We start from the raw sequence: 17,932 nt of genomic DNA, 5'->3' as shown, positions 1-17,932 counted from the left end.
GATGCGTCGGGCCCGCGCCTTACCTCCGCGGTTCCCATAACCCCTGCCGCACGTGATCCCGGACGTCGACTCCCTCCCTGCCGGACGCGCCGGCCTGCCAGCCGACGGGTCCCTCGCCATCGTGGGCAACGCGCCCGGAGCGGGGGCGTGCACAGCCGCGATCGATGCGGCGGACAGCGTGGTCCGCTTCAACAACGCGCTCGGCTTCGGCGGCGGCACCGGCCACCGCGTCACGCATCTCGCCCTGGTCAACCGCGGCGGCCAGCCGCGGGAATGGCTGGCGGACCGGCGCTTCCTCGAGCGCCCGGTGGTCCGCGCCGCGCAGGCCTTCATCCTGCCCTTCCCGATGCTGCCGGCAGAGCACAACGTCCCCGAGCCGATCTGCTGGACCCGCGAGCTTCTGGCGCGGCTGCAACCGTTGGGCCGCCCGGTCTTCCTCCTGCCCGAGACGCTGCACCAGCAGGCTCACGCCCTGCTCGGCCCGCGCACGGCGGGACACCCGAACCCGAGCACCGGCTTCCTCGTGACGCTCGCGCTGCTGCTCGGCCGCCCGGCGAGTGCAGGACCGGCGCAGGTCTTCGGCTTTGGTTACGACGGCTGGCCCGGTCATCCCTGGGCGGCCGAGCGCGCATGGTTCGCCGAGGCTGAGGCGGCCGGACGCATCCGTGTGCATCCACCATCTCTGACCGAGCAATAACCTCATGACCACGCTGATCACCGTCCTGAAGGGCGGCGGGCGCTACGACGCCACCTGGGTCGCCCGCCTCGCAGGCGGCATCCGCCGCCATGCCCCGGCTTTCGAACGGATCGTCTGTCTTACGGACCTGCCAGTGGCCGTCGCGGGCGTGGAGACGATCCCGCTCCGGCACGCTTGGTCGGCCTGGTGGGCGAAGATGGAAGCGTTCCGGCCCGGTCTCAGCACGGGTCCGACCCTCCTGTGCGACCTTGATACGGTGCTGACCGGCCCAGCCGATGCCCTCGCCGAGCCCGGCCTCGCTGCGATGGAGGACTTTTTCCACGCGGGGCGCCTCTCCAGTGCGCTGCTGCGCTGGTCCGGGGACGAGCTCGCATCGCTTTACACGACCTTCGCGGCCGACCCCGACCGCTGGATGAGCCCAGGATCCTGCGGCCCCGTGCCGAACGCGGTGCATGGCGATCAGGTCGTCATCGACCACCTGCTGCGTCGGAGCGGGCGGCAACCGGATTTCATCCAGCGCCTCCATCCCGGCCTGCTCGATTTCTATGACCCCCGGCGCGATTCCCATGGCCCGGTCGTGATCTTCATCGGAGCGGCGAAGCCGGATACGGCGACTGGAGCCGTGCATGCTGCGTGGACGCGTAGCTGATGGAGGATTCCCGACGTCGTCTCGGCTACAACTTCTGAAGCGTTATCGTGATCAGGTCGGCCGCGGGTAAAGACGACCTATCTGGACAGAAGCTCCGAAGCTGCCCTTTGCCTACGGGCTACGTTCTCGCATGATCCTACGCGTGCCAGTGGGTCGCAGTCGGGCAAGGAGAATGTCCGCATTTCGGGCGGCGGCATTCCGAAGCGGAATGGCAGGTTTCGGCCAGACCACGTCACGCCGACCCACAAATGCGCGCAGGAGCGGACATTCGGCTTCGCGTCCATCCCGGTCATTCAGCGTGTTTCGAGGACGCTCCGAAGCGGACATCCCTTCCGCAAAGATCCCAGGCCGGAGAAGCTCCTACACGGTGAAGATTTTCGCTCCTTCACCGGTCGCCGCTCGCAGGCAGCGGCACCGATCAGGCTGGCGCCGACCGCGAAGGTCCCGCTATCGACCAAACGCTCGCCGGTGCGGTGCTGCACAGTGATCCTGAACGCCGCTCGAGGTAGGTCGTCCCGAGCGCCCGCGCTTCATCCGGCAGCAGCCACGCTTCACAGCCCCCTCACGGGCTGGTCGGCACCACGGCCCCGACGCTTGCCGCCCGAGCCTTCAGCCTTGCGGCGGCCGCGGCGTAGCCTCCGCCAGCGCCATCGATGAAGTGCATGTGCCCGCGGCCGGGCACCGGAGGGCTGATGCAGGTCAAATGCGCAGCCAATTGCCGTTCCAGCCCGAAATGGCAGATCCCCCGCGCCTCCGCACCGGCGAGCTGCGCCTCCAGCTGATCCGCGAAGGCCTCTGTGCAGTCCAGCGTCATCCGCAGCGCATCATCGTATTTGCGGAAGTCCGTATTCCCGACGATCTCGTGCCGAAGCGCGGCCGGATCGAACCCTCCCACCCGCAAGCCGATGCGGTAGATCAGGTATTCGGGGATCGATCGTGCCACGAGGCGAAGCTTGCGCCAGAGGCGGCTCAGACGGGAGCCCGGCATGGCGCGCAGTTCAAGATCCAGGCCCGCCCACGGTCCGTGCATCTGCGGTCCCTCATCCTGCATCGGATGTGCGACCTCGGCACTGATCTCCACACTGTGCAGGATCTCTTGCACGAGTTGCCGGAAGGCCGGCGCGTCGCCGCTGTGCTGCGGCACGAGCATGAGCGAGAGCATCAACGCGTGGCGGGGACGGATTGCCTGCCAGCGGCAGGAGAGGCCGGTCAGGTCGGGCTGGCTGCCGGGCTCAGCCGGTGCGACGGCATAGTCGCCGGCCTTCATGGCGGCCTCTGCCCAGGGCAGGCCGCCTCCGCTGAACATGGCATAGGAAACGTGAGCACTGGGCGCGTAGCGCGCGACGCGCACGTCGAGCCCGCGATCGCGCACGGCTGAGACCGGTACCAGAGCGGTGCGCAACTCGAGCTGCAGCGCCTCGCGGACCCAGACGGCCGTTGCGGCCAGCGCTTCTCTGGCGGCGTCTACGTCTTCCGGGGCAATCGCGAAGCTTGCCCCGTCGCCGGCGAAGACGAACGGGAACGCGCGCCGGCCGAGGGCATTCGAAACGGCCGCGATGATGGCTGCGCCGGCCGCATTGACCGCCTTGTAGCGGCCGAGCCCGATCTGCTGCTGAGAGCCGACGACATCGGTCACACCCAGCCACCAGGTCGTGGGAAGCGGCCGATAGAGGCCTGGATCCATGAGGCTGGAGAAGGCGGTAAACCGGGGCAGGCTCGCGTAGAAATCAGGGGTCGTGCGGCCCATTGCGGGTTCGATTGGCTCCTCTGCACGTCCCGATGTCCTCGTCGCCGTCATCGCCCTGCTCCCCGGCACAGCCTCGGACGCGCGGCGCGCCCGGAACGCGGCACCGACATCTTCCTTGGTGGGACCACCATCACCACGGTCGCATGCACGCCTTCAAGCGAACGCGCTGCGGCGGCGACAAACTCACGACCGCTCCGCGCTGCCGCTCGGCTCATGTCTAATGCGGTTGCGGTTTGAATTTCGATATTCGGGCGGCGTCTTCGGGACGAATGGGTCCGGGGTGCCGGCTCCCATCCCGTCGTCACGGCAAGCTTTGGTGTGACGACGTCGGCCAACCGGCCGCCGCTGCGGGTGCAGCGGCGGCCGATCGCGCACCGGGGCCTCAATCAGCCGAAGACGGATGCTCCGTCAGCTGCAGACGCGCTCGTGTCCGAAGAACAAGGGGTTGTAGACGACGCGGCAATCCCTGAAATCCGAGCTCAGGAAGTAGCCACCCGTGGGATAATTCCAGTCGAACCCGCCGAAGTGCCGACGGTAGCCACGGTGGTGGAAGTATCGATGGTGGCCAAACCCGCCGTTTCCGAAGCGACCGTACCCGAATCCGCGATGGCCGAAGCCGCCGTGACCAAATCCGCCGTGACCGAACCCGCGGGCATCGGCGCTGGCGGCACCGCCGGCCAGTGTCGCCAGCGCGAGACCTGCGACCATCATCGTCTTCGTCGAAGTCGTCTTCATCGTGCTTCTCCCTGTTGGGGTGACAGCACTCTGCGCCCGACGATGGCCGGCCGCTGTGACCGCGGTCACAGAGGCCCGGAAACGCGGCGTGGCGCGGGATCTATGGCAGCCGCGCAGGTTCGCGCGTCAACCAAACCGCGATGGGTTGGGACCGTCCGCGGATGGAAGCCGTCCGCCGCTCGTCGAAGAGGCCGGCCGGCTCAACGATGCCGGCAGCCGTCAGGAGATCGGCGCTGACGGCGAGGCGGGCCTTGGCCTCCGACGCCACGGCCAGCAGGCGGCTCGCGACGTTGACGGTATCGCCCGTCGCCGTGACCTGCTGATTGGTGTCGCTGCCGAGGCGCGAGAGGATCGCCGGTCCGGAATGCGCGCCGATCCGCACGTCGAGCGCCCGTCCGGCGCCTGCCAGTTCGGGATCGCGCGCGATCCAGTCGCGGGTCCGGACGATGAGATCGCCGGCCGCCCGCACGGCGTTTTCCGCCTGCGCGGGATCGGGGTCCAGGGCGCCGAACACGACCATCGCGCCGTCGCCCATGAAGTTGACGACGAGGCCTTTGTGCGACGAGGCGGTCTCGTCCACGAGATCGTGGAACGTCTTGAGGAGGGCGCGGGTGCGGACCGGGCCCAGGCGCTCACTCTGGCCGGTGAAGCCGGTCAGATCGATGAAGAGCACCGGGATCTCGCGCGTGAGGGGTGCGGCCAGATAGGTCGGGTCCCAGGCGAGCCGTTCCGCGAGCGCGGCGGGTTGAAGTCGGCGCAGGGCCTGCTCCGACCGCGCGAGCCTCAGGCCCTGGCGGCGATCCAGCGTCTGGCGGGCCACCGCGCACAGGAGCGTCGGCAGGCCAGCGGCTGCGAGCGGCAGGGCGGCGCTCATCCAGATGCCCTGGCTGAAGGCGACGGTTCCCAGAGCGAACCAGGCGGCCAGGAGGAGGAGTACGAGGATGGCCGCTGGGAGCGGTGGGGCCAGCGCGATCAGGAGCACGGCGGCGCCCGCGAGAGTCCCGGCCGCCACCCCGTCGAGCCGCCGAACGCGCGCATCGCGCACGAGTCCGTCGCCCGTGGTCAGATGGGCGATGCCGGTCGCCAGCAGTTCGACGCCGGGCATCACGGGATCGAACGCCGTCGCAAAGGTGTCGCTGCCCCCGAGTGCCGTCGCGCCGATCACCACGACACGGTCCGCCAGAGCGGCGACGGGTGCCGTTCCATCGAGAAGTGCGGCGGCGCTCAAGGTCTGGATCGTGCGTCGCGGCCCGTAGGGACGGAGCGGAAGATGATAGCCGAGGTCGAGCCGGATGACGGCAGGCCCGATCCGGACCTGTCCCTCGGTCAGGACCGGATCGCTCCGGGCCGCCAGGGCCGCTGTGCGCAGGACGAAATGGGCCGCAACGCCGTTGTCCGCCCTGGCAACGAGAGGAAGGTGCCGCGGAACGCCGGCGGCGTCCTCGGACAGGTTGACGAGTCCCGTCAGCGCGGCCGCGCCGATCACCGGGATCGGGCGATGCACGGCGGTGGCGACCGGGATGCCCCCTTCGTTCGTGGCCTCGTCGAAGACGGCTGCCGCCGCCAGGACGGCGGGCACCTTGCGGAGGGCGGCGGCGAGGGCATGATCCGCCTCGGGCTGGCGCCCGTCTTCGAGGAACAGGACATCGACGGCGAGCGCACGGGGGTGGGCCGCGGCGATCGTTTCGATCAGCCGCGCCATCGTCGTGCGCGAGATGGGAAAGCCTCCTTCCCGGCGGACGATTTCGTCGTCGATGGCGACGATCGCGACATCTTTGGGCGGCATGCGTGGACCGGCCAGGCGCATGCGCAGGTCCGTCGCCGCCGCCTCCAGGTAATCGAGGGGCGTTGCCCGTCCGGCGATGTGCAGGTGCGCGAGCCAGCCGCTCCACCCCAGCGCGGCCACGAACATGAGGAGGGCGAAGCGTCGCTTGGTCCGCCCGGGGCGCGAGATCGACTCAAGCCGCGGCACCGGACCCGCGGCTCTCACCGCCCGAAGCGCTCGAGCAGGCTTCTGACGCGCTCCTGCGGCCACCGTCGCACGTCCAGGGGGGCCTGATCCTCACCGACATCGACGCCCTCACCCGGGCCGAGCGTGACGAACACGGCCGGGGTGTTCCGGCGCGCGACGGCGACGCGGCCGCGAGCCACGAAAACCGCCGTCTTGGCGGTGGTCACATCGACGGCGTAGATCGTGCCGCGCACGGAGGCAATCGCGTGGGGGGTGAGGATCTGGAAGCCGCCCCGGCGCGTCTTCGAGCGCGTCGGCAGGGTCACGAGTACGGCACTGCCGCCGATCTCCGCTCCCTCGAGCTGCCCGTCGCCGTCCCGATCCACCGGCCGTAACGTGGCCGCTCGCTCGGCTTCGAGCGTGAGCCCGTCGGTGCATCGCAGGATCCGCAGAGGCGGGTCGAAGCGGGTCGTTTCCGTGCAGCGCGTCTGGGCATGGACGGTGACAGGGACGACGACGGCCGCGAATGCGGTCACGACGCGCGCGAGATTCCTCATGGGGTGGATCCCTTCTGCCGCCTCAGAGCCGTGAGGGCGCGCCGAGGGCCGCCAGACGCGGCGCGACCTTCACATGCACGCGTGAGCGCCCAAGATCGATGATGCCGGATCGACGCCAATCCTGAAGGACGCGATTGACGCTTTCCCGCGCCGCGCCAACGTAAGCGGCGAGTTCTTGCTGTGTCACCTGGATTTCTGCGCCGTAATCCTCGGACAGCATAACCAGACGCCGCGCTAGCCGGGCATCGAGGGGAAGGAGCGTTGCCTCCTCCATGCGCTCGCTCATCCAGCGCAACCGTCGGCACAGGAAGCCGATGATCCGCGCCGCCAGGGCCGCGTCGTGCGCCAGGAGTTCGAGGAAGTCCCGCCGGTCGATGACGAAGAGATCCGTCGTCTCGAGCGCGATGGCCTCTGCGGTGCGGGCATGGCCATCGAGCAGGGCGATCTCGCCGAAGACATCGCCGGGGCCGAGGAGGTTGAGCGTCACGGACCGGCCGTCCTCGGTGCCGGTGGCGATGCGGATCTGCCCGCGACGGATCGCGTAGAGGGCATCGCCTGGGCCCCCCTTCTGGAAGAGGATCTCGTGACGCGCAACGCTGCGCATCCGGCAAAGGCCGGCGATGGCACGAAGAGCGTCTTGGCCCAGCTCGGCGAAGAACGCGTTGGCGGCCAAGAGCCCGACAAGCCTGTTCGGCGCGCTCACGACATCCTCTCTCGACTGTGCCGACCCAGGCTCGTGTGCGCTCCGCAGAGTTCTCCGCGGCGCAGCCTGGTGTCAGCATGACGCCGCACCCTGTCGCCTCTGACCGGCGGGCGGGTCCGTGACAAATCTCACAGCCCGGATGGCCACGCCGTCCCACGAGGACCGGCTATCGGCCAGCGATCGCGTATGGCCGCCACCGCCGCTCGGGGAGACGCGATCCGGGCTGCCCGCCGAACCTCCGGACGGGCCTGCTATGTCGGAGGTTCCCGCAGCCGGGATGCGGCTGTGACCGAAGGATCGGTTCGCCCCGAGGCTTTTCAGAAGGCCGGACCAAAACGCATCTCCGTCGGCAGGATCGACGACAATGGCGTGAGGGCGAACCGAGCATATCACGAGAAGCGCGACATGCAGATCTGCGAAGATCTCTGTAACGCATTCGTGAGTCGAAGCGAACAGGCCCTCGTGAACTTCATCCCGCGCTTCCAGTGTGACGTCGATCACAGTCGCGGAGGTCGAAGGCATGGAACATCGACCCGAATTCCTGCGGCTCAGGATCATTTTCGCGGGACCCGCCGTGTTGGCGGGACAAAACTCTCCGTTCATCAGCAACGGCAGCGCAGCATTAGAAGGATGTTACATATCATGAGCCAGTCTCGTCGCGAGGACCGCGATTCATCCCGGCGCGCGCAGGAGAACCAGCAGCGCCTGGTCGCCGACCTGCGCTCGCAATACGATGTCATCATTTGCGGCGCCGGATCCTCGGGCTCGGTCGTGGCGCGGCGCCTCGCGGAAAATCTTGACCTGCGCGTGCTGCTGATCGAAGCCGGAGGCAGCGACGATGCCGAGACGGTGCTCGACCCTGCACAATGGCCGGCCAACTTGGGCAGCGATCGGGATTGGGGATTTGAGGCGCAGCCGAACCCGCACCTGAACGGTCGTGCCCTGTCGATGTCGATGGGCAAAGGTCTCGGGGGCGGCTCCAGCATCAACGTGATGGTCTGGGCGCGGGGGCACCGCAGCGACTGGGATTACTTCGCGGCGGAGGCCGGCGATGCCGAGTGGAGTTACGACAGCGTCCTCCAGATCTATCGTCGAATCGAGAACTGGCGGGGTTCACCGGATCCGCGGTATCGCGGCGAGTCCGGGCCGGTCTGGGTCCAGCCCGCCTCGGATCCCAGCCCCATCGCATACGCGATGCTCGATGCGGCCCGCGAGATCGGCATCCCGACCTTCGCGCATCCGAATGGCAAGATGATGGAGGGGCCGGGCGGCGCCTCGATTTCGGACATGCTGGTTCGCGACGGCCGGCGCCAATCGCTTTACCGGGCCTATGTCCACCCTTGGCTCGACCGCCCCAACCTGACGGTCCTCACCGACACGACCGTGCGGCGCGTCCTGATCGAGCAGCAGCGCGCGGTCGGCGTCGAAGTGGTCCGCGCCGGGCAGGTCCTGGAGATCAGAGCCCGGGCCGAGGTGGTGCTGTCCCTGGGCGCCATCCAGACGCCCAAGGTTCTGATGCATTCCGGCATCGGGGACCATGCGGAGCTGACGCGCTTCGGCATCCCGGTGGTGCAGCACCTGCCGGGCGTCGGCCAGAACTTTCAGGACCATGTCTCGTTCGGATGCATCTGGGAGTATGCCGAACCCATCGCCCCCCGTAACAGCGGCAGCGAGGCGACCCTGTATTGGACGAGCCGCCCCGGGCTCGATGCGCCGGACGTGCTCTTCTGCCAGGTCGAATTTCCCGTGCCGAGCGATCGGACCGCGGCGCGCGGTGTGCCGGCGCAGGGCTGGACGATGTTCGCCGGTCTGGCGCGCCCGGCGAGCCGCGGCCGGCTTCGGCTGACGAGTGCCGATCCCGGAGTGCCGTTGGCGATCGATGCCAACATGATGTCCGATCCCGCGGATCTGACGACGGCCGTCGCCTGCGTGGATCTGTGCCGCGCGCTGGGCAACGCCCAGGCGTTTCGGCCGCATGTCCGCGGAGAGGCCATGCCGGGCGACATCCGGGGAGACGCACTCGAAGACTTCATCCGTGATGCCGCCGTGACCTACTGGCACCAGAGCTGCACGGCCAAGATGGGCCGCGATGCCATGTCGGTGGTCGATGCATCGCTGAACGTCTACGGGATCGACGCTCTGCGCATCGCGGATGCTTCGATCATGCCGCGTGTGACGGCGGGAAACACGCAGGCCCCCTGCGCCATCATCGGCGAGCGGGCGGCACAGATGATCGCTCAGGCGCACGGCCTGTGATCACCCTGCGGGTCGCGGCCCGGCCGGGTTCTGTGGCTGACGGGTCCGGCTCTTCTGCTTCGGGCGCCATGCCGCGTCGTGGTGAACTTCATTCTGGCAGTCGCCGATGACTTTCCAAGACGTTCAACACACGCTGCGGCAGATGGGCGATGCGGCAAGAGGCCTTGCCGCGATCGGTGCAGCCCTACGCCTGCGGCAGGAGGCGCCGGATATTCATCCCGAGGTCGCGCGCCGGTTGCACGACGTGGTCGCCGCCGTGGTGCCGGGCGGCCTCGGTGACCTTGATCAGGCGCAGGTCTCCGCGTCCCTGGCCTCCGTCACGCACGCCCTGCAGGAGGCGCGGGATCTGTTGGAGTGTCCCGAGCGACCGCCCGTCTGGCAGGTCCGCGATCCTGCGATGTTGCAGGCTCAGGGCCAAGCCTCGCGGGTCGTCGTACGGCGCTTGGCGGCCCTGGCGGCCGACCGCCCGGCGCTCGCGGCCGCCCTCACCGGGCGCTTCCTGGATGTCGGCACGGGTGTGGGCGGCATTGCTCTCGAAGCCGCAGCGCAGTGGCCCTCGCTGCGTGTCGTGGGCCTGGACATCTGGGAGCCGGCCCTCGAACTGGCCCGTGCGAACGTGGCGGCAAGCCCATTCCGCAGCCGTATCGATCTCCGCCTGCAGGATGTGACCCAGTTCGATGATCCAGCCGGCTACGCGCTGACGTGGCTTCCGGCACCCTTCCTTTCCCAGGACGCGGCTCGGACAGCGCTCGACCGGCTAACGGTTGCCCTCCAGCCGAAGGGATACCTTGTTGTCGGTCTCTACGCTCCGCCTCCGGATCCGGTCGGCGCCACGCTTGCAGCCCTGCGGCTGGCCCGAAGCGGCGGCCACCTATGGTCGTGTGCTGCGATGGAGGCTGAACTTCGCTCCCGTAAATTCACCGCCATCGAGACTTCTGCGGGACAGCCGGTCACGCTCATGATGGGACGACGCGCGTAGAACGCTTTCCGTCGAGGCGGTGGCCTGCCGCGACGGTGCGCATCAAGCCGGCCAGTACCGACCGGGTCCAAGGCAGCGCTATCAGGACCGACGATCGGGCGGCTCGAGAGCCGCTGCCGCGTCGCGCCTGCGAATGACTTTCGAAGCCGCGATCCGGTTGCTGGGGCGCACCCTGAGGCCTCTGCCTGAACCGCTTCGAGTGGCCGCTCCCGTGCGATTGGCCCCCCGAAGCGGACCGGCGGGTCTCGGCCAAATCCCGTCGTGGTGGCAGGCGCCTCTGAATGACTGGGGTGGGTGGTTTGCCGCCTGTCGGCTTTTGGTCGAGAGGTCGTCAGAGCGGACGAAATCCCATGGCTCCCCGAGGGATAGTTCCTTGAGGGGCGAAATAGGCCAGGCCCCGATTGCGATCCCCACAAGTTGGGCGTCAGTGCGCGCCCCAGGCGTGGCGCGGATCATCGAGAGGTTGTTGTGCACTGTCTTGAGGCTCAGATACAGCGCTTCGGCTACGCTCTGGGCGGTCATCCCGCCAGCGGTCAGGATTGAGGTTTTGGCTCAGGTCGGTGAAATCGCTCAGTAGCGAAACTCTTTCCGCTGGATCTGTCGCGCCCGCATCTCGTCCTCGCGCTCCTTCTCCCCATCCTTGTGCTCCAGGAGCGCCCACTTGGCGCAGTAGGCTATCGAGTCGTAGCTCCCGACCGGATTGGTGCCCGTCCCCGCGCGAGCGCATCGTTCCTGCTCGTCCGGGTAGAGCTGCGGCCACATCCCTTTGACGCTGTCGTAGGCCTCCTGGGCCTTCGTCATGCAGCGTTCGTAGACCGCTTGGTCATCCTTCGACCCGACGGCGCTCCTGCGAAAGGCGCTGCGGCAAATCTTGTCCACGTCGAATTTCGGGATCGGCTCTGCAACTGCGGTCCCGGCCAGGACGATGACAGCAAGCGCGAGGGTCGTTCTCATCGGTATGGGACCACGGAGTGCTCGCGCTACTATGCCATGCCCGAGCGACCAAGTAACCCGTATGACTCGGTGAGGACGAGGCCTCCGGAGAGCACCAGTTCGAGCCGGTCAGCGGCGACCCCCGTGAACCCCGTGGCCGGGCCGTGATACCTGTAGAACGCGAGCTACGCCTTCATGCCGGACGGCTGCTTTGGAGAAGCGCCGAAAGCGCTCTCGGCGGCCGGCATGGGTCGGCAGCGGGCCGTCCGCTTTTCCGGCGGACCTCCTCCGAAGCGGACTGGCGGCTTTCGGCCAGACTGCGTCACGCCGGATCGTCAGCGCACGCAGGACCAGACATTCGGCATTGCGCCCAAACCGGTCATCTGGGTCGAAACGCGGACATCTCGAAATCTGACCTGCGGCTTGAGCGGACATGCGGCTTGACGACCGCGCTGCAGGCCGCCGCGGAGGGCATCGGAGGCATCCCTTCGGTCTCGACGCGTGTCGGCATTCAGGGGGTCGATGCCGCGCTCGCAGATCCCGGCAGACATCTCGGCGAGCGTCGGATATCGCTTACGCGTTCCGCAGGAGGGGGGAGCCGCATCCGGGCGCACCTCACTGCACCTGCTCCGCGAGCCTGAGCAGTTCGGCGCACGAGGCGTTCTTGCCGGCGAAATCCTTCCAGGCCGTGTCGCGGGCCGCCTCACGCCATGTCTGAATGTGATCGGCCGTGAGTTCGTGGATCTTGGCACCGCGGGCGGCGTAGATCTTGGTGATCTCCTCGTCATCGGCCTTGGCGGCCGCGAAGGAGAAGGCCTCCAGCTCCTGGCCGATCTCCTGAACAGCCCTCTGCTGCTCCGGCGTCAGCGCCTCGAACGTTGCCTTGGAGATGATCAGCGGCTCCAGGATGAACCAGAAGGAGCGCCCCCGGCCGGCGGTGAGGTTCTTGGTCAGCTCGTCGAGACGGAACGAGATCAGGCTCGTGGAGGCGCTCACCGCCGCCTCCAGCGCACCGGTCTGCATGCCGATATACATCTCGCTCGACGGCATGGTGGAGACGATGGCGCCGGAGGCCTGGAACACGAGGTCCATCTCGCGGCCGCCGCCGCGGATCTTTACGCCCTTCACGTCGGAGGGCACGAGGATCGGGTGGACGCGCGAGGCGACCGCTCCCGATTGCCAGACCCAGGTCACGATCATCACGCCCTTGTCGTTGAGCGTTTTGGCGAGCCGCTCTCCGACCGGGGCGGTGCGCCACCGGGCGGCCTGATCGTAGTTCGTCACCAGGGCCGGCATCAGGGCGATGTTGGCCTCCGGCAGCTCGCCGCCCGCGTAGGAGAGCGGCACGAGGCTCAGGTCGACGGCCCCTTTGCGCACCGCGCTGAACTGCGCGAGCGTCTTCACCAGCGAGGAACCCGGATAGACCTGTACCGTCAGGCTGCCGCCGGTGCGCTTCTCGAGCTCAAGGCCGAAGCGGCGGCAGATGCGGTCGCGGGCGTCACCGGACTCCAGAGTGCCGCCCGGAAACTGGTGCGAGATGCGCAGCACCTTCGGCGCCTGTGCCCGCAGCACGGCCGGGCTGGTGATCAGGCCGGCGCCGATCGCCGCCGATCCGAGCAGGTTGCGGCGTGTGACGATCATGCTGAGTCCTCCATCTTTTCGTGACGGTGAAGCCTGTCACTGATAGACGTGTTCGATCTCGGGTTCTGGGGCGACCGGCCGGCGGCACCCGACCCGGGCCGGGAGCCAACGTGTGCGGCGCGCGCCTCACAGGTGCCGCTCGCCGGCCTGGTCAACAGTTCTCAGGCGACGGTGCGGGCGGGTTCGGGCTGGATGCGCCCGCGCAGCCAGTTGATCACGCCGCCCGCGAGCAGGATCTCGATCTGGCGCGGCGACAGGTCGTGCCGCAGCCGGATCGTCGCCTTGCCGCCCCGGACGGTCGCGGTGATCTCCCGGCCCGCCGCCAGCGCGTCGGCGACGCCGGTGATCTCCACCGTGTCGCCCATCTCCAGCCGGTCGTAGTCGGCCAAGTCCTGGAAGGTCAGCGGCAGGACGCCGAAATTTACGAGGTTCTGCCAGTGGATCCGGGCGAAGCTCTTGGCCAGCACGACCTCCAGCCCGAGATAGCGCGGGGCGAGTGCGGCGTTCTCGCGGCTCGAGCCCTGGCCGTAATTCAGGCCGCCGACGATGGCGTGGCCGGTGCGCTCCTTGCCGCCTTGCTTCGCCCGCTTCGGATAGGTGTCGTCGATCGGCTCGAAGGTGAACTCGCTCGTCTTCGGAATGTTCGACCAGTAGGGCATCACCCGGGCGCCCGCCGGCATGATGTCGTCGGTGGAGATGTCGTCGCCGGTCTTCAGCATCACCGGCACGCGGATGTCGGGCCCGAGCTTGCCGAGGTCGGGCAGCGTCGTGATGTTTTCGGATTTCTCCAGCCGCACCGCCCGGGCCTCCGCCTCGGCCAAGGGCGCCACCAGCATCGTGGTGTTGGCCGGCACCATCGCGGGCGGCACGATCCGCGGGTAGGGTATGTCGAGGGTGCGCGGATCGGTGATGATGCCGGTGAGCGCCGAGGCCGCGGCCGTCTCCGGGGAGCACAGGAACACGCTGTCCTCCCGGGTGCCGGAGCGGCCGGGAAAGTTGCGCGGCACCGTCCGCAGGGAGTTGCGGCCCGAGGCGGGGGCCTGGCCCATGCCGATGCAGCCGTTGCAGCCGGCCTGATGGACCCGAGCGCCGGCGTGGATAAGGTCGGAGAGCTGGCCGTCCCGGATCAGGGTCTCCAGCACGACCCGGGTCGAGGGGTTGATGTCGAAGGACACCCGATCGTGGGCGGTGCGGCCCTTCACGATGGCGGCCGCCACCGCGAAGTCGCGGAAGCCCGGATTGGCTGAGGAGCCGATGTAAGCCTGGTAGATCTCGGTGCCGGCGACCTCCGAGACGGGCACGACGTTGCCGGGGCTCGACGGCTTGGCGATCATTGGCACGAGGGTGGAGAGATCGATCTCCTCGTGGTCGTCGTAAGCGCAGCCCGCGTCGGCCGCGAGCGGCGTCCAGTCGCCGCCGCGCCCGACACCGTCGAGGAAGGCCTTCGTCGACGCATCGGAGGGGAACACGCTCGTGGTGGCGCCCATCTCGGCGCCCATGTTGGCGATGACGTGCCGGTCCATGGCGGTCAGACGCTCCAGGCCCGGCCCGTAATACTCGATGATCCGGCCGAACCCGCCCTCGACCCCGTGGCGGCCGAGCAGCGTCAGGATCACGTCCTTGGCGCTCACCCAGTCGGGCAGCGACCCGGTCAGCTTCACGCCCCAGACCCGGGGCATGCGCAGCTGTAAGGGCTCCCCCGCCATGGCGAGCGCCACCTCGACGCCGCCCGCCCCGAAAGCCAGCATGCCGAGCGACCCGGCCGCGGGGCTATGGCTGTCGGAACCGACCAGCGTCTGCCCGGGCTTGCCGAAGCTCTGCATGTGGACCGGATGGCTGATGCCGTTGCCCGGCCGCGAGTACCAGACCCCGAATCGGCGGCAGGCCGAGCGCAGGAACATGTGCTCATCCGCGTTGAGCTGGTCGTTCTGGACAAGGTTGTGGTCGATGTATTGCGCCGCGAGACCGACCTTGACGCGCTCGACGCCCATCGCCTCCAGCTCAAGCATGACGAGGCCGCCGAGCACGTCCTGCAGGAGGGTCTGGTCGATCCTGAGAGCGATCTCGCCGCCCGGGGTGAGGTCGCCCTCGGCGAGGTGGGACTGGACGAGCTTCTGCGTCAGGTTCAACGCCATCGGGGGCCTCCCTCGTGATCCGTGTCGCGGGCTGCCGGGCGCTAGCCCGGGCTCCCGTCTTGTCGTCGCCTCCAGGCGCCAGGTCTTGCAGTATTGTCCAGCCTGGACCGGCGCGCTGCACCTCTAGTTACATTATTGCAGAGTGAACGGGTTCGTGATGGACGATTTTGGATTGATAAAGACGCTCTTTGTCTCAAGGTACTCGTGGATCGCCGCGAGCCCGTTCTCCCGACCGATGCCGGAGTTCTTGAACCCGCCGAAGGGCGCGAGGTAGCTGACCACACGGTAGGCGTTCACCCAGACGGTGCCCGCACGCAGGCGCCTGGGCAGGTTCAGGGCCCGTCCGAGATCCGTCGTCCAGAACCCGGCGGCGAGGCCGTAGGGCGTGTCGTTGGCGATCGCCACGGCTTCGTCGTCGGTCTCGAACGTCATGATCGATAGCAACGGGCCGAACACCTCCTCGCGGGCGATCCGCATCTGGTTGGTCACGCCCGTGAAGATCGTCGGCTCGACGAACCAGCCCTCGCCGAGCCGGGGATCGCTCGCCCGCTTGCCGCCGAGCACGCAGCGGGCGCCCTCGGCCTTGGCGATCTCGATGTAGTCCAGGACCTTCGCGAGCTGCGGCTCGGTGGCGATCGGGCCGACATCGGTATCGGCCGCGCGGGGATCGCCGAGCCGGGCCTCCCGCATGCGCGCCACGAGCTTCTCGACGAAGGCGTCGTGAATCGAGGCGTGCAGCAGCAGCCGCGAACCCGCCATGCAGGTCTGGCCGGCGGCGGCGAAGATGCCGGAGATGACGCCCTTGACCGCCGCGTCGATGTCGGCGTCCGCGAATACGATGTGCGGGGACTTGCCCCCGAGTTCCAGCGACACGCGCTTGAACTGGCGGCCCGCGGCCTCCGAGATCTTGGCACCGCCGAGGTCGGAGCCCGTGAAGGCGATGCGCTCCACGAGCGGGTGCTCGACCAGCGCGCGGCCGGCCTCGGCCCCGTAGCCGGTCACCACGTTGACGACACCCTTCGGGAAGCCCGCTTCCTCGAACAGCCGCGCCAGCCCGAGCATGGAGGCCGAGGCGAACTCGGAGGGCTTGACGACCACGGTGTTGCCCGCCGCGAGCGCCGGTGCGAGCTTCCACACCGTCAACAGGAGTGGCGAGTTCCACGGCGTGATCGCTCCGACCACGCCGATCGGCTCGTGTACGACGTAGTTGAACATGCCGACCTTGTCGGTCGGCGGCACCGAGCCCTCGATCTTGTCGGCGAGACCGCCGTAGTATTGGAACCAGCGCGGCAGGTATTTCATCTGGCCGAGCATCTCGACCATGAGCTTGCCGTTGTCGCGGACCTCCAGATCGGCCAGCTCCTGCGCGTTCGCGGCGATCACGTCGCCGAGACGGTGGAGCAGCAGCCCGCGGTCGCTGGCGGTCATGCGCGCCCACGGACCGTCGGAGAACGCGGCGTGCGCCGCGCGGACGGCCGCGTCGACATCCGCGGCGCCGGCCTCGGGGATCCGCGCCCAGACCCGGTTGGTGTAGGGATCCTTGGTCTCAATCCATCGCCCGGTGGCCGAGGCACGCCAGTCGCCGTCGATATACATGTCCAGGTCGCGCACGCCGGCCTCCGGCCCGCGCTCCGACGCGGCGCTTGAACCCGGCTGGCCGGGGGTCGAGGACTCGTCCATCCCTGATCTCCTGATCTGTCTCTGGTTCCCGTGCGTCCCCTGGGCCTCAGCGGCCGAGGCAGCGCTCGTAGATCCGCGTCGCCTGCGCGACGGTCATCGGCCGGGCCGCCGGCGCGACGATGTGGGTATCCTCGTCGATGTGCGGCGGCGTCTGCGGCGCGTAGAGGCCCGGAACCGCGAGGCGGGCCATCTCGGCGCAGCGCTCCGGCGGCAGGTGATCCGGCGACAGATGGCGGGCGAAGCCGATGTCGTCGTAGAGGCGGAACAGGGCCGCGACGCCGGCCTCGACGGCCTGCGCGTCGGTGAGGCCGGCGACGTCGGCTCCGAGGGCCTCGGCAAGCCGTCGGCCCTTGGTGGGCACCGCCGCTGCGTTGTGGGCCATGGTCCAGGGCACGAGCGTCCCGACGCCGAGCGGGTGCGCGAGGTCGAGATGGCCTTCGAGGGGCAGCGACAGGGCGTGCGCGTGGCTGAGCCGGGCGTTGCCGCAGGCGATGTTGGACATGGCCGAGGCGAGCAGGTTGTCGGCCCGCGCGGCCTCGTCGCCGTCGAGGATCGAGGCGCGCATCGAGGCGGCCTGCAAGCGGGCCGATTCCAGCGCCAGCGCGTCGGTGAGCGGCGAGGCGAGATCCGACAGGTAGGCCTCGATCGCGTGCGTCAGCGCGTCGACCGCGGGCAGGACCGCCGCGCTCCGCGGCAGCGTCGCAAGCACCGCGGGATCGAGGACGGCGACCGCCGGGAAGCTCAGCGGCCCGCCGGCGAGGAGCTTCAGGTGCCGTTCCTCGTCCTTGACGATGGTGAACTGCGAAACCTCCGACCCCGAACCCGCCGTGGTCGGCACCATGACCATCGGCAGCGCCGGCCGGTCGAAATTCCCGGCGCCCAGGTGATCGCGCAGGGTGGTGCCGTTGGCCGCGACGATCGCCACGCCCTTGCCGGTGCACATCACCGAGCCGCCGCCGACGCAGACGATGCCGTCGATCCGCTCCGCGCGGCAGCGGGCCGCCTGTTCGTCGATATGCGCGAGCCGCGCGTCGATCCCGCAGGCGTCGAACAGCGCGGTCTCGAGCCCCGCCGCTCTCAGGCTGTCTAGGACGCGGGCGAAGAAGGCTTGCTTGCCGATCACCGGATCGGTGACGACCAGAACGTTGCGACATCCCAGGCCGTGGGTCGCCGGCCCGACGCCGTCGAGGGAACCGGGACCCCAGACGACCCGGGTCGGCATGAAGTAGGTCAGGCTCATGGCACGCTCCGCTGTGGCATCCGGCGTCA

14 protein-coding genes and 1 pseudogene are annotated in these 17,932 nt (G+C 68.8%); 4 read left to right on the top strand and 11 right to left on the bottom strand.

What is annotated here, in order from left to right; genetic code table 11:
* The first annotated feature begins 52 nt into the window (after positions 1-52).
* Together GGQ91_RS12635 and GGQ91_RS12630 are read left to right on the top strand one after the other, a co-directional pair.
* Positions 53-697, top strand: a complete 645-nt coding sequence (locus tag GGQ91_RS12635; RefSeq protein WP_182592116.1) for a hypothetical protein — start codon at positions 53-55, stop codon at positions 695-697.
* 4 nt (positions 698-701) lie between these two features.
* Positions 702-1,346 carry a hypothetical protein gene (locus GGQ91_RS12630; RefSeq protein WP_182592115.1) on the top strand — a complete coding sequence of 215 codons (645 nt, stop codon included), beginning with the start codon at positions 702-704 and terminating at the stop codon, positions 1,344-1,346.
* A gap of 562 nt (positions 1,347-1,908) precedes the next feature.
* Here GGQ91_RS12630 and GGQ91_RS12625 read toward each other — a convergent pair.
* The 5 genes from GGQ91_RS12625 to GGQ91_RS12605 all read right to left on the bottom strand — a co-directional run bounded on the left by GGQ91_RS12625 (position 1,909) and on the right by GGQ91_RS12605 (position 7,039).
* On the bottom strand, positions 1,909-3,093 hold the full coding sequence (locus tag GGQ91_RS12625) for a DUF3095 domain-containing protein (RefSeq protein ID WP_182592114.1): 1,185 nt from the start codon (positions 3,091-3,093) through the stop codon (positions 1,909-1,911).
* Between the two features lie 408 nt (positions 3,094-3,501).
* Positions 3,502-3,828: a hypothetical protein gene (locus tag GGQ91_RS12620; RefSeq protein ID WP_182592113.1), complete on the bottom strand. Its 327-nt coding sequence runs from the start codon at positions 3,826-3,828 to the stop codon at positions 3,502-3,504.
* A gap of 100 nt (positions 3,829-3,928) precedes the next feature.
* Positions 3,929-5,800 (bottom strand): CHASE2 domain-containing protein, encoded by a 1,872-nt coding sequence (locus GGQ91_RS12615; RefSeq protein ID WP_343066785.1) that lies wholly within the window; start codon positions 5,798-5,800, stop codon positions 3,929-3,931.
* A gap of 14 nt (positions 5,801-5,814) precedes the next feature.
* A complete protein-coding gene (locus GGQ91_RS12610; RefSeq protein ID WP_043352866.1) occupies positions 5,815-6,336 on the bottom strand; it encodes a FecR domain-containing protein in 522 nt (173 codons plus the stop codon).
* A gap of 22 nt (positions 6,337-6,358) precedes the next feature.
* A complete protein-coding gene (locus tag GGQ91_RS12605; RefSeq protein WP_182592112.1) occupies positions 6,359-7,039 on the bottom strand; it encodes a Crp/Fnr family transcriptional regulator in 681 nt (226 codons plus the stop codon).
* 642 nt (positions 7,040-7,681) lie between these two features.
* Here GGQ91_RS12605 and GGQ91_RS12600 point away from each other — a divergent pair.
* Together GGQ91_RS12600 and GGQ91_RS12595 are read left to right on the top strand one after the other, a co-directional pair.
* Positions 7,682-9,295, top strand: coding sequence for a GMC family oxidoreductase (locus tag GGQ91_RS12600; RefSeq protein ID WP_182592144.1), 1,614 nt, complete (start codon positions 7,682-7,684; stop codon positions 9,293-9,295).
* A 106-nt stretch (positions 9,296-9,401) separates the two neighbouring features.
* Complete coding sequence (locus tag GGQ91_RS12595; protein WP_043755407.1) at positions 9,402-10,274, top strand: class I SAM-dependent methyltransferase; 873 nt, start codon at positions 9,402-9,404, stop codon at positions 10,272-10,274.
* Positions 10,275-10,667: 393 nt separating this feature from the next.
* Here the strand turns inward: GGQ91_RS12595 and GGQ91_RS28125 are convergent.
* The 6 genes and pseudogenes from GGQ91_RS28125 to GGQ91_RS12570 all read right to left on the bottom strand — a co-directional run.
* A pseudogene (locus tag GGQ91_RS28125) lies at positions 10,668-10,811 on the bottom strand (DNA-binding response regulator); the annotation flags it as partial.
* A gap of 33 nt (positions 10,812-10,844) precedes the next feature.
* A complete protein-coding gene (locus tag GGQ91_RS12590) occupies positions 10,845-11,228 on the bottom strand; it encodes a hypothetical protein (RefSeq protein WP_182592111.1) in 384 nt (127 codons plus the stop codon).
* A 594-nt stretch (positions 11,229-11,822) separates the two neighbouring features.
* Positions 11,823-12,848, bottom strand: coding sequence for a TRAP transporter substrate-binding protein DctP (dctP, locus tag GGQ91_RS12585; RefSeq protein WP_182592110.1), 1,026 nt, complete (start codon positions 12,846-12,848; stop codon positions 11,823-11,825).
* 161 nt (positions 12,849-13,009) lie between these two features.
* Entirely contained in the window at positions 13,010-14,983 is a 1,974-nt protein-coding gene (locus tag GGQ91_RS12580; protein WP_182592109.1) for an aconitate hydratase, read from the bottom strand.
* A gap of 132 nt (positions 14,984-15,115) precedes the next feature.
* Positions 15,116-16,594 (bottom strand): aldehyde dehydrogenase, encoded by a 1,479-nt coding sequence (locus GGQ91_RS12575; protein WP_403091213.1) that lies wholly within the window; start codon positions 16,592-16,594, stop codon positions 15,116-15,118.
* Positions 16,595-16,709: 115 nt separating this feature from the next.
* Positions 16,710-17,903, bottom strand: coding sequence for an iron-containing alcohol dehydrogenase (locus tag GGQ91_RS12570; RefSeq protein ID WP_182592107.1), 1,194 nt, complete (start codon positions 17,901-17,903; stop codon positions 16,710-16,712).
* Positions 17,904-17,932 lie beyond the last annotated feature (29 nt).

Source organism: Methylobacterium fujisawaense (genome assembly GCF_014138435.1).
In the GTDB taxonomy this organism is placed as follows: domain Bacteria; phylum Pseudomonadota; class Alphaproteobacteria; order Rhizobiales; family Beijerinckiaceae; genus Methylobacterium; species Methylobacterium fujisawaense.
The sequence above is the reverse complement of the archived record's forward strand: the minus strand, read 5'-3'. Positions and strand labels throughout refer to the sequence as shown.

What these genes read in the sequence shown, in the direction of transcription:
- GGQ91_RS12630 (WP_182592115.1), top strand. Translation starts at nt 702, where the DNA reads ATGACCACGCTGATCACCGTCCTGAAGGGCGGCGGGCGCTACGACGCC.
- GGQ91_RS12625 (WP_182592114.1), bottom strand. Translation starts at nt 3,093, where the DNA reads ATGGGCCGCACGACCCCTGATTTCTACGCGAGCCTGCCCCGGTTTACC.
- GGQ91_RS12620 (WP_182592113.1), bottom strand. Translation starts at nt 3,828, where the DNA reads ATGAAGACGACTTCGACGAAGACGATGATGGTCGCAGGTCTCGCGCTG.
- GGQ91_RS12610 (WP_043352866.1), bottom strand. Translation starts at nt 6,336, where the DNA reads ATGAGGAATCTCGCGCGCGTCGTGACCGCATTCGCGGCCGTCGTCGTC.
- GGQ91_RS12600 (WP_182592144.1), top strand. Translation starts at nt 7,682, where the DNA reads ATGAGCCAGTCTCGTCGCGAGGACCGCGATTCATCCCGGCGCGCGCAG.
- GGQ91_RS12595 (WP_043755407.1), top strand. Translation starts at nt 9,402, where the DNA reads ATGACTTTCCAAGACGTTCAACACACGCTGCGGCAGATGGGCGATGCG.
- GGQ91_RS12590 (WP_182592111.1), bottom strand. Translation starts at nt 11,228, where the DNA reads ATGAGAACGACCCTCGCGCTTGCTGTCATCGTCCTGGCCGGGACCGCA.
- dctP (WP_182592110.1), bottom strand. Translation starts at nt 12,848, where the DNA reads ATGATCGTCACACGCCGCAACCTGCTCGGATCGGCGGCGATCGGCGCC.
- GGQ91_RS12580 (WP_182592109.1), bottom strand. Translation starts at nt 14,983, where the DNA reads ATGGCGTTGAACCTGACGCAGAAGCTCGTCCAGTCCCACCTCGCCGAG.
- GGQ91_RS12570 (WP_182592107.1), bottom strand. Translation starts at nt 17,903, where the DNA reads ATGAGCCTGACCTACTTCATGCCGACCCGGGTCGTCTGGGGTCCCGGT.